11 protein-coding genes and 1 pseudogene are annotated in these 12,247 nt (G+C 29.4%); 4 read left to right on the top strand and 8 right to left on the bottom strand.

All coding sequences use genetic code 11. The annotated features are described in order from the left end of the window. Positions 1-622: 622 nt before the first annotated feature. The 7 genes from IGI77_RS04480 to IGI77_RS04450 form a co-directional block, all read right to left on the bottom strand. Positions 623-1,078 carry a hypothetical protein gene (locus IGI77_RS04480; protein WP_438769563.1) on the bottom strand — a complete coding sequence of 152 codons (456 nt, stop codon included), beginning with the start codon at positions 1,076-1,078 and terminating at the stop codon, positions 623-625. Between the two features lie 43 nt (positions 1,079-1,121). After that, the gene (locus IGI77_RS04475) at positions 1,122-2,612 is read right to left on the bottom strand and encodes a helix-turn-helix domain-containing protein (protein ID WP_438769562.1); all 1,491 of its coding nucleotides are present in this window, start codon (positions 2,610-2,612) and stop codon (positions 1,122-1,124) included. A gap of 301 nt (positions 2,613-2,913) precedes the next feature. Further along, a complete protein-coding gene (locus IGI77_RS04470) occupies positions 2,914-3,972 on the bottom strand; it encodes a WxL protein peptidoglycan domain-containing protein (protein ID WP_438769561.1) in 1,059 nt (352 codons plus the stop codon). Between the two features lie 48 nt (positions 3,973-4,020). After that, the gene (locus IGI77_RS04465; protein ID WP_438769560.1) at positions 4,021-4,518 is read right to left on the bottom strand and encodes a hypothetical protein; all 498 of its coding nucleotides are present in this window, start codon (positions 4,516-4,518) and stop codon (positions 4,021-4,023) included. 189 nt (positions 4,519-4,707) lie between these two features. Next, positions 4,708-5,340 (bottom strand): hypothetical protein, encoded by a 633-nt coding sequence (locus IGI77_RS04460; RefSeq protein ID WP_438769559.1) that lies wholly within the window; start codon positions 5,338-5,340, stop codon positions 4,708-4,710. 954 nt (positions 5,341-6,294) lie between these two features. Next, a complete protein-coding gene (locus IGI77_RS04455) occupies positions 6,295-7,758 on the bottom strand; it encodes a helix-turn-helix domain-containing protein (RefSeq protein WP_438769558.1) in 1,464 nt (487 codons plus the stop codon). A gap of 647 nt (positions 7,759-8,405) precedes the next feature. Beyond that, positions 8,406-8,897, bottom strand: a complete 492-nt coding sequence (locus IGI77_RS04450; protein WP_438769557.1) for a hypothetical protein — start codon at positions 8,895-8,897, stop codon at positions 8,406-8,408. 944 nt (positions 8,898-9,841) lie between these two features. On the opposite strand from IGI77_RS04450, the gene IGI77_RS04445 reads away from it, so the two are divergent. The 4 genes and pseudogenes from IGI77_RS04445 (at position 9,842) to IGI77_RS04430 (ending at position 11,698) form a co-directional block, all read left to right on the top strand. Further along, positions 9,842-10,045 (top strand): transposase, encoded by a 204-nt coding sequence (locus IGI77_RS04445; RefSeq protein ID WP_438769556.1) that lies wholly within the window; start codon positions 9,842-9,844, stop codon positions 10,043-10,045. A 498-nt stretch (positions 10,046-10,543) separates the two neighbouring features. After that, positions 10,544-10,669 (top strand): annotated as a pseudogene (locus IGI77_RS04440) (IS3-like element IS1068 family transposase); the annotation flags it as partial. Positions 10,670-10,735: 66 nt separating this feature from the next. Beyond that, positions 10,736-10,993, top strand: coding sequence for an integrase core domain-containing protein (locus IGI77_RS04435; RefSeq protein WP_438770505.1), 258 nt, complete (start codon positions 10,736-10,738; stop codon positions 10,991-10,993). Between the two features lie 24 nt (positions 10,994-11,017). After that, the gene (locus tag IGI77_RS04430; RefSeq protein WP_016628553.1) at positions 11,018-11,698 is read left to right on the top strand and encodes an IS6 family transposase; all 681 of its coding nucleotides are present in this window, start codon (positions 11,018-11,020) and stop codon (positions 11,696-11,698) included. Between the two features lie 161 nt (positions 11,699-11,859). Here the strand turns inward: IGI77_RS04430 and IGI77_RS04425 are convergent, their stop codons facing one another. Beyond that, on the bottom strand, positions 11,860-12,111 hold the full coding sequence (locus IGI77_RS04425; protein ID WP_029485507.1) for a transposase: 252 nt from the start codon (positions 12,109-12,111) through the stop codon (positions 11,860-11,862). Between the last annotated feature and the right edge of the window lie 136 nt (positions 12,112-12,247).

Here is a 12,247-nt window from a genome sequence, read left to right as displayed (position 1 = left end):
ATAAAACAAAAAAAGAGAAGTGGTTGACTAAAATCAGCCCAATTCTCTTTTTTATTCTCCACTTAAATAGATCCCTATTTCTGTGTTTTATTCATACTTTCCCCAGTAATTTCTCTTCAAAACAAATTTTTGTAATGCCGAATCATATTAACCATCTTTCTCCCTCTATTTCAATTTCTGCTGGAATAAAACCATTAAACGCTTTAATGAATTCTAGTAATATTTGGATTTACGCATTTATTGGAAGGAGCTTCCCCCCATTTTTAAAAAGACTCCCCTCGCTTTCATAGATCACATAGAATTCTTGAAAAAGTTCTTCATAGTAGGTGTGAATCTTTTGTTACTTTCCATGAATTCCTGACTGAGACAATTCCTATTTGAAATACACCTGCATATCTTAGCGGCTTGGAAACTCAATTATCAAGATTATTGAAACATCTTAATGTCAAATTTTTGTCATCTTCCACTTCATTGATTTTTATTTCTCTTCGCCTGAAGGTAGTGTAAGTGACGATACAATGGAAATTTCTGATAAAATCGTAGTAAAATCGGAAATTTTTCCATAAATTTAATTTTTTATTAAAATTATATCCATTTCTATGGTTTCCTCTGAATTAATTGCTTAGGGTCTTTTCACCCAACAATCTCTGTATTCATATATATTAACAACATTAAAACTCTCATTAAAGTTGTTAACCGCCGTAATCAACGCACTATCATCGCAATCAATATTGGCTACTAAACATATCTCATCAGTAAAGCCAAAACAATCTTTGTACTCTATAATGTAGGATATTACATCACCCCAGTAATGTTCTAATTTAACGTAATTATGGATTTCTTCTAATTCTGAACTATTTACAATACTGTATACATCCTTTGTCGTATAATGGATAATATTTATATTGTCTATAGACTCTTCTAGGTACTTCATCACATCATCTATATTTTCATCCATATCAATTATCAAAGCTCGTTCTAACGTATTTCCTGCTTTATCACTAAAAAATCTAACATTAATCATTCTAGCTTTTCTGATTTTTTCCATTGTTTGATCATTTGTATTCACATTTAACATCTCCTAGATAGTTTATAAGTATTCCAACATTCACTACTTTATTCTACTTTCCAATCATCGTTAGATTTTTATATACACATTTTTCCATAATAAGAGATTGGATCAGTAAAGTTAATTTCTCCCAATTCTCCTTTTTTTGTATACAATCCATAAATACAAAGTTAACTTCTTTTGTCGTATTTCCTATAGCACAATCAGATATTACGATATCTGCTTTTACAATATTAGTTGTAAACTGGATGAAATTATGAGAGTACATTTTAGACAATATATTCTTAACAACATTTATATACTCTGGTTGGTTAATGCCACTCACTGCTATATAAATTAAATCATTCTCTTGAAACAAAATATTGGATGCAATTATTTGTGTTAGCTTCTTAATATAAATCATATCTTCTTCATCAAGAAGATTTGTTTCGTTTGCTGATTCTATGACTATATGTTCAATATCCGTCATTCTTTTTTGAGAGCTGCTTAAAATTTCTCTTGACAGAAAATTTTCTGTAAATAGATGTGTGTAACTCCACGTATTTATAACAATTTCATAAAAAATAATATTTAACGTTTTAGAATCTACAAAATATTTATTGCAAAGTTTATTAGTTATTTTCTCAGAAAATTCAACAATGTTAATATGATTAAGAGATTTCAACTTCTTTCCTCTTTCAGATTTTTCATCATCACTAATGAACTCTGGTATAAATAAGAATCTCCAAAAACTGTAATAAACTAACTCTTTGTTTATTGTATCCGTATTCTTTAAAGGTAACTTTTCTATAATAGGAAGACTATCATGAACATTTTCCATACAGTTCAAAAGCTCCAAATCATGGGTTTCCACATTCTCTACAAAATATCCTTGAGATATTGCATTTTCCATTATAGAAAACATTAATTGGTGCTTGGCTCTTGTCGTATCCATAGCATCATAATTTTCAGAAACAGGGTCTTTTATTGAAATGAAACTGTTGTTCAAATATGTATCGCAAGCCATCAATTCAAATAGATAATGATACATTCTTATGCAAGCTTCAGTCCCTGAAATATGTATCCAATCTGCATTCTTTTTTACGGATATAGGAATCTTTTGTGTAACAAACACCCTTTTTATATATTCAAGCAATTTGTAACAATACGAAACACTGAACATTAAATCTTCTGATATATCTACAATCTTTGTTTTACGATGTTTAAATAAGTAATTTATCAATTGATAATATTGAGAATATTTGAAATAAATTTTTTTTATTTTTCCAAAAACCTCAATTTTTTTCATACTATCTGAAGCTAGTTCAAAATTTAACCTACCATCATTTTCTTTCAAGAAGAAAATATCATCATCAATAAATCTATCTGCATCATAATTTATTTCTAAGACTAGTTGTTTGATTTGTGTGGTGGTCTTATTCAGTTCTTCACATAAAGTTTTGACAGAAACTTCATCACTAATGAGTGCTTTCTTCAAGATGATTAATTTATTTACTTGCTTCTTTGTTATAAACAAGCTATAAACTTTTTCAATGTAATACATTTCAAATCCTCCGATTATTGTAATTTCCTTATCAAACAAAAACTTATCGTTTTTTTGAGGAATATAAGATTAAAATAATAATTAGATTTGCCATTATAGGTACAAAAACTCCACTATTTAAAAAATATAATGTAACTATACTTTTAAATTTCAACAATCCATATATCTTTATCGTCCAGTTTTTAAAATATCTTCCTAAACACTATAACACTATAAACAGCCTATGAATTATCCTCATTTTTAAGATTTCAAACAAAACATAATAAAATAAAAAGTTGACAAAAAAAAGGCTGAATATTTATTATTCAGCCTTTTTTTGTTTGCGATAAAGCATAATAATAGTGACAATAAGAAGAGTAACGATTGCCGTTAATAAAACAATTACCCATATATTTGAGTCTTGACTTACAACTACGTGATTTGAATTGTCTGTTTGCTTGGATATTTCTTCCAGATCTTCCCTGGTGTAGTTAAATTTGGTAATTTTGTCTTCTCCATCAACTGTTATTATGAATTGATATTCTCCAGACATTAATTCTGCATTACTAACTAATGGAATGTTTAACTTCGTTTTAGTAACTGGAGTTAAAGTAAGTACATCTTCGTCAAATTCACCTTCTGAAATTGTATCTCCCTTTGGATTAATGACCTTGTAGGGTCCACTTTCTGCATATTCCACTATCGGGTTATTATTAAATATAGAGAAACTTAACACTATAGAATTTTGTGAATTTATGAATTCAAATTCCCCATAGTGCTGCTCTTTTTCAGAATCCAATTCATTCATTTTAAGGCGGAACAAGACTACCTTTTCATAAACATGGACGATATCTGCAGAATCCTCGTTTTTTTGCTCGCTCAACATTTGAGAAAAATTTAAACCTCCTAAAATTTCTCCATCAAGTTCTTTATTTATATTAACAATAATGGATAGATCTTCACTTTGATTAGCCTTAACTTGGATTATGCCATCTTTTAATTCGCTGCTATCATTAGTTATCTTCACATACTTACTAAAGTCATAATCTTTATCCATTAGATTTTCTGTATTGTCCACATAAGTTATTCCAGCCATAGTTGATATAGCAACTGATGGATATACAGTAACGTCTAAATCTTTATTACCAATATTGGTAATCGTCGCTGTAAACTCATAATTGTTGTTAAGTTTAGGACTAAATTGCATGTAGCTATCTCTATACTCATATTCCTTAGGATAAATATCTACTAAAATCGATGCTTCAGTATCCTCAGAAGCAATAACTTCCTGTATGTAAAATAAACTACCTATTACTAAAACGACTATAAGAGAAAACACGTTAATAAAAACGCGTTTTCTCACTTTACTTTTATTTTCCATCATGACTCCTGTTTTCTTATACCTTTGGTATATTAATCATTTCAATCCTCAGGGTGCTACCGGTGTAGAATCATTTAAACTTACTATAATTTTATACGAATCTGAATCCGAGACATCAAACAATGTTGGGTCAAGAGTAGCTTCAATAATAACATTACCTGTGTTCCTAGTTCCACTTTTGGTTTCAGAAATCTTTGAATCATCTGGATTCACAAAGCCTGCATTTAACCCTAAACCTTCAGTTGATACTTCTATTGTAAATCTTTCCCCATTTATATCAGTAAATGTTTTATTTTGGATATCATACGTGATAGAAAATTCTTGAGGGTCAAGTGTTCCGTTAGGCTGTTCTGGCACGAAAATAATTTCTTCAAAGTTGAAATCTACAGAAGTAACATCTGGATTAGTTAATGTAAGACTTCTGCTCTCTTCACCTTCTTCAACGTTTACTGCCTTTGTTGGTCCTTCAGTTGCGTGAACTGTATTCGTAAATCCGATTGCAGATAGAGCAAGTATTGCTGTTGATGCTAAAAGAGTTTTTTTCATTAATGTATCCTCCTAATTTTGTAATTGTAAAATCTATTACAATTAGAACTATACAGGGAATTCTCCAAGCAATCTTATCTAATATTTTCGCAATCTAAAAAAAAGGGGATAATAACCTCTTATAACGTTATTCATTAATATATTTACTTATATTGTTAATTAAATAATGATGAAATTGAGAAACCTATCTTATGAATTTTCACCAGAATTATCTTGGTCTGATATATTATGACTGTCGATGTTGTCTTCTCCATCTATGTCACTTTCCTCATCTTCACTTTCGCTCATATCCTTAACATCTGAATTATCTGGTTTTCCATCAATAATCTCCTCAGATGAACTAGTTGAGTTATCTTCCATTTTATTATTACTTAAAGTGTTGTCATTACGAAAACTATCCGTTTGGTCATTTTCAAACTCTAAAATATCATCAAAACTATCTACATTTTTTTTCACAAAAGTAATTGTAATAGCAGTTTCATTCTCAGGTGAATTTTCATATTCATCCATGCTCAAAACGACTTCATAATTTAAGTTTACTTCTCCTTGGCTTGATGTTGTTAAAAGAATTCCAGAATAGGTATTGCTTAAAGTATCTATAAACCTAGCTGTAATCCCCTTACCTTTAGTAGATATTACTAATGAATAATTCAAAGAAAAATTTACATCATATTTTATCTTCACAGTTTCAATTTGATTTACTGTTCTACTTGAAAAGTCTAAATCGTTCAATGATAGCGTAACTTCATCTGCCTCAATGTTTATCTCATTTTTTATTTCAGTAGCTAAACCTTGAGTGCTGAAAACTATTAATACAACCATTATACAGCCTTTAGGATTTTATTTTTGTTTCTGTTTAACATCATAAAAATAGTATTCATATTGATTCTCCTTTACCAATATTACTACCTAGTAAAACGGACGATTTTCTATATTGTTTGCTATTAACTCACAGGTTTTTTCTAATAGAATGAAATCCGCTTTATTTTTCCTGGCTATTTTCACTTTTTTCCTAAAGATAGATTGTTTCTTTGATTCATCCACTGTTTCACGAATATTATTTTCCACTAGTTATTTCAAATTATTCAAATCACATTTTAGGAGCAAACTTTGACTGTCCCTATCATTCAATATCCGAAAATGATACTCGATAAATCTGCTATTATTCATGACTTTTCTAAATCTATTTCTACTTACTAACAATTTCGACCAACTTTCTTTGGTTTATCTAGACGTATAATAAAAAAATCGACTTGAAATTAAAATAATTTATTATGTTTAATTAAAGCCATATTCTCATCATCTGCAAATCTTTGTTACCTCGTTTATTTGACGTTTTCCATATCACCAATCATTATTTCTAAGTATTTCCTCTCCTTTTACTATGATAAAAAATATATTCATTTGTAACTTTAAACAACATATGTTTCCCACATCCGCTTTTATTTTATTTGGGAATCATCTCACATTTATAATACTCTACCTTTATTTTGGACATTTATCATATTTTACAAATGATGTTTAATAATTAGAGAATTTTAATCCTTAATGTGTACGTTCAAAAGGAAATTGTTATTTACCAGTATTTAATGTAAAACCAGAATTTCTTTTCCATAACTTTTAGATTCAGTGAATACATTAAATGTTTAATTTCTCAAAGATGAATGATTCTTTTAAATAAGCTTATAATCTTCAAGGTGTTCTTTCTTGATCTGACACATATTTTTCAATTTTATTTAGCCTGTTTATATTCATAATATTTTAATAAAAATTATATTATCCAAGTTTTGATGTGATTCTTGCTTGAACCACTGAATTTAAATTATCCCAATGGCTCTTATTATGTATATCCCTAAAAAAAGCAAAATCTTGTGATTTATCATGATTTAAAATCCCATCAGAAACTAATATATCTGCTTCACTATAATTAGAACTAAACTTAATTATTTTTTCATTGAAAATTGCAAGCAATTTATTTTGAATAACCGGTACATATTCAGGATGATGTAACATTGATATGGCAATAACAACAGTTTCCTTATTTTGAACAGGTAAAAAATAAGATAGTATATGGGCTAACTTAGAAGCAAAAAGATCTTTATCTCCAATTTTTAATTCCACACTTGAAACTATATTAATAATAATATTTCGAACTTCATTAATTCTACTGTTATGACTATATTGATTAGTTGTAACATTTAAATTTTCAAAATAAATATTTTGGTAAGCCCAAGTATTTATAATACTTTCATATAAAATTATATTCTCAACATCATATTTTATATGAAATTTTTCTGACAATGCTTCTAAAACAGCAACTGAGAAATCTATTATTTCATTATCTTTTAAAAACCTAAATTTCTCCCCTAAAAAAACTTTATCTTTTGTACTTGTAGTTTCAGGTATTAAAAGTTGTCTACAAAAATAAAAAAAAGAAAGCTCGTTTTCTTTTTCTTCAATATTATTAATCGGTATTAATTTTGTTAATGAACTATCCTCATACAATTCTTTTATAATATTAAATATTTCAAGGGATTTTCTATTGAGGTCTTGAACTATATAACCACGAGAAACTGAATTTTCAAGTATTGATAAAAGAATTTCATGTTTCACTTTAGTAGTTTGTAAAGTTCTATAATTTTCACCCACCAAACTAATATTCACTCTTGTCTGTCTATCCGCAAAAACATTGTACGCCATAATCTGTACTAAATAATGATATGTTCTTATATACTTCTCATTACCTTCCAAGGAAATTGATTCGAAATCGCTATTTATAGCAATTGGAATTTTTTGAGAATGAATGATATCTCTTACACGATTAATTAGTTTATAACTATATGATTTACTGAACATTAGTTTTTCTGAAATATCTACTACACGTGTCTTGCGATATTTTAATAAGTAAAGTAATAAACGAAAATAAGGTGATTCATCAAAAAATTTTTTCTTCAAATTAACAAACACGTTAAGTAAAAGTTCTTGGCTAACTCCCTCAATTAATCCAATGGTATTTTTTTCTTGAAAGAATAATGATGAGAAATCAAACTTCAATTGTCCAATATTTTCTTCTAATTCAACTAATAATATTTTTGTTTGGTACATTGTTATGTTTAATATTTCACTTAATTTTCTTAATGAAATATATTTTTCTGTTACTAGCACCGTAAATAATTTTAATTTTTCGTTTTGCTTTCTTGTGAGATAGTGACTGCTAAATGTATTCATTATAGATTCCATTTATTTTACCAACCTTTATTTTAAAAGAGACTGTATCATTAAGTGCTTGTTTAATTATCGGTATACTTATTTCCCGATTTTACATAACGGTTTTTCAAAAGTAAAATCACATCAGTTATATTTTAGAATGCAATATATTACTGATTTTTGTAAATAAAAAATCATTATAACCACTGCCATACAAACTACACTATTTCCATCAAAAAATTTTATTTGTTTATCAAATTGTTGTGAGGAATTATTTAAATTTTCAAGAAATCTTTGTTTAAAAACAAACTATATCTTTGCTTAACTTTAAAAATACTATAATCTAATATCAGCATCCTAGAGAATTTTATTTCGTTCAAGAATTCATAAAACTATTGTCCAATATTTAATAGTTAATATTTACAGCTACATGAAAAGAACAAAAGAAGGAACACTAATTACATAACCAAAAACAGGAATTGTTATTGATTCGATTAGTGTTTCTTCTTTTCAATATTCTATGTGCTATTATAATGAAACTACATTTATTTTAGTTCTCTGTATAGCAATCTAACTCATTTTGTAGCTATTTGCAAACTTAAGCCTTTCTCTCTATTAAATATATGTCATAGTCTACAAATTTACTTGTTGATGATTTTCTTATTATAATCAGAATTATTTTACCAAGGACTGGGTACTTCTTGAGCAGATAAAATAATTTTCATACTGCTATCTCTATTTCCTCTCCAAACATAAGCATCAGCGTCAAGAATAACATCGAATTCTTTCTCAATTTGCTTCGAGGTCATTCTCTGTACCATATCTGCTTGCATGTATGAATTTGTAGGTTGAACATCAAGACCGTTTCCATACTGGTCGAGCCTTGCAAAAATATTTACATACGCATCATCTGATTTTGTATTACTAACGGTTGCTATTGCCTTCAAGACTTTAGTCTGTTTTCGAACATCTGAATTTAAATCGAAATCAGATAATTGGAAATCAACTTTACTAGTTGTATCCCCGTTAAAACTTATATCTACTTTACCTTCTTGAATTTCTACAGGAACTTCTTTTTCACTACTCAATTCTGATGCATTTGATAAAAGTGGGTTACTACCTACTAACAACAAAGTTGATAAAAGAGTTGTCGCTAATAATTTTTTATTCATTGTTCTAATACCCTCCAAATTTTAATAGTTATCTTACAAAAATAGTTTACAATAAATTACCAATTAGTGATTATCCGAACATTCAAATTTATTTCGAAATAAGGGATAATGATTGTATTAATTTGTTTTTTTGTGACCTAAATATATCAAATTATTTAAATATCAACCGTTTAACATAACTCTTACCCATCAATAAAATTTTGTTCCTTGTAAAATCAATACTTAAAACAATATCGTAAGTTATCTTATAGTTATATACTAATGCAACTCAGAAAATCCCAAGATAAAAAACACTACTGTCAAACTTTTTCCCTACACAAAAAAAAATTGTCACTCCAGTTAATATTTTAACGGTTCAAATGATGAAAAAGTATAAAAGATCAAGAACAATAAACATAGAGTATTTTTCAAATGAATACATAGTAATAGGGTTGATATTCCATTAAAATCTCTACTAATCAATATTCAAAAATAATACAGACTAATCAAGCTTTATCCATCGTGCAACAAATCAAATGAAAGTTTTTAAAATTAGAAAAATTAAATTCAACTAATAATTTAGACATGACGGATACTCTAAATTACGAACTTTTCATAATATGTTATAAAAGAAAACGGCTTATAAACGATTATTCTATGTACTTGAACTTTGGCATCTTTAATGGTTTATCATTAAAATGTTAATAACTCGAGAAAAGATCATCAAAATTCACCAACATACTTTTTCTTAATTCTTATATGCATCAGTATTTCTAAACTAAGTGCAATTTTTTTTAAACAACAGATAATTCGGCTTTTATGTAAAACAACTCTGTAACTTATGGGCTGATGATCCAGATTAAATTCTGTAATGACCCCAAAAAGTTAGACTTTTTCGGAGTGGAGAAATTGGAGTTGGTCTAATAAACTAGACAAAAAATTAAGGGAAAGCGAGGATCTAGATTATGCCAAGATATTCATTTTATACAACAGTTAAAATTGCCACTGTAAAATTGGTTAAGGAAGCAGGATTTTCTGTTAAAGAAGTTATCCTACAGCTAGAAGTTTATGCTAATAGCTTGTATCGATGGGTTCAAGAAGTTGAAAGTATGGAGAAAATGCGTTCCCTAGAAAAGGGAACGCACTTTTTGATGCCCATTATGAAATAAAGAAACTCGAACAAGAAAATCGTTACCCAAGAGAGGAATTAGACTTATTAAAAAAGTTCCAGGTCTTCTTGAAGCCAAACAAGAAGTAAGATTTCAGTTCTTAAAAGAACACAAAAATGAGTTGAATATCCGGAGAACTTGCCAGACATTGAACGTTTCAAAAGCTGGTTTTTATGCGTTTTTTAAAAGAAAAAAGAAAATGAACTCTTTAAAGAAGAAATCGCTACTATTTTTCAGGAACATCATGGAAAGTGTGAAGCAACTCGAATAGCAAAAGGTTTAAATAAAAAAGGAATTTTCTTGTTAATCTAAAACGTGTAGGAAAGCTTCTTCATCAACTTGGTGTTTATGCTATAGGCAATACCTATAAATACAAGTATTAAAATCGGAAATCACCCTCACTCTCACAACCCAATCTTGTTAATCAAACGTTTAAAGCATCAGCAAAAAATAAAATTTGATTAGAAGACATTACCTACATCTCTCCGAAAGAAAAAAAGAACGCTTTATTTATCTGTATTTATTGATGTCTGTACGAGAAAAATCGTTGGGTGGTCTATGTCATATAGAATGAAAGATCAATTAGTTGTGGATTCTTTTCTTCAAGCATTTGGAAAAGAGTAGCCTGGACCAGGGTTGATTATTCAAACTGATCAAAGCTCACAATACACAAGTACTAAATTCCAATCGGTGAGAAGAAAAAAAGTACGCTCTAGTATGAGCCGAAAAGGAACCCCTTATGATAATTCATTAATAGAATATTTTTACCAAACGATAAAAAGAGAGCTAATCAATGACGCTCAATTTGGAGATATTGATCAGGCTCAAATGGAGATCTTTGTATATATTGAAACTCAATATAACACAAAACGCATACACTCTGCCCTAGACTATCGATGGTTCTGTTGCAAAGTTTTCAAAAGAATCTATTTCAAGTTAAAATTATAGAAAAGATAGCTTGGAGGAACGAAGATGAAGCATTTCAAAGGGAAACAATTTCAAAAAGACGTGATTATTGTCGCCGTTGGCTATTATCTTCGTTATAACCTCAGCTATCGAGACGTTCAAGAAATACTTTATGATCGTGGCATTCATGTGTGTCATACAACGATTTACCGTTGGGTACAAGAATACGGCAAAGCCCTATATCAAATTTGGAAAAAGAAAAATAGACAGTCTTTTTATTCGTGGAAAATGGATGAAACTTATATCAAAATCAAAGGGACCTGGCACTATTTGTATCGCGCGATCGATGCAGACGGTTTAACGCTGGACATTTGGCTACGTAAAAAACGCGACACACAAGCAGCCTACGCATTTTTAAAACGTCTTAGAAAGCAGTTTGGCGAACCAAAGGTTCTAGTCACAGACAAGGCACCATCTATTGGCAGTGCGTTTAAAAAATTACAAAAAGCTGGTCTGTATACGAAGACAGAACACAGAACAGTTAAGTATCTCAATAACTTGATTGAGCAAGATCATCGACCAATCAAACGTCGGAATAAATTTTATCGAAGCTTACGCACTGCCTCAACAACGATTAAAGGCATGGAAACGATTCGCGGAATATACAAGAAAAGCCGAAAAGAGGGCACACTCTTCGGCTTTTCGGTTTGCACTGAAATCAAGGTCTTATTGGGTATCCCAGCTTAAAAAGCAGTCAAAACGGAATGCTGGTTGTTTATTTTAAAACTTTGCAACAGAACCTAATTCTTTATAGTAGCTGCTTGGTGCCACTTGCATTACACGCAGAAGCATTCGGATGGGATAGCTGTTTCTTAGATTTTTGATAAAGAGAATCTTATTGTGTAAGTTTACTTCGTGAATATAGCCATTGCTTTTTTTAGAATTTCGTTCTCCTGACGCAGACGGATCATTTCTTTTTCCATCTGTTTGATTTGAGCTGGGGTTGTCGAACTGCCTGAGATTGGACTATTGTTTTTCTTCCATTTATAAATTGTTTGTTCTGCAATGCCATATTCACGGGAAATTTCGGCAACTGATTTGCCAGTTGCCACAAGCTGAAGGATTAACTCTTTCTTTTCTTGACTGTATTTTTTTGCCATATCTGAACACCCTTTCGAAAGTATTATAATACTCTCCAAAAATGTGTCCACTAAATCATACTAGCACCAACCTTTAAATATTAATTCAGGTTGTTTATAAGTACTTATTTCACTAATTCTAAAATATTTTTATTGT

It is taken from the genome of Enterococcus sp. DIV0213h, assembly GCF_051711285.1.
Classification (GTDB): domain Bacteria; phylum Bacillota; class Bacilli; order Lactobacillales; family Enterococcaceae; genus Enterococcus_D; species Enterococcus_D casseliflavus.
The sequence above is the reverse complement of the archived record's forward strand: the minus strand, read 5'-3'. Positions and strand labels throughout refer to the sequence as shown.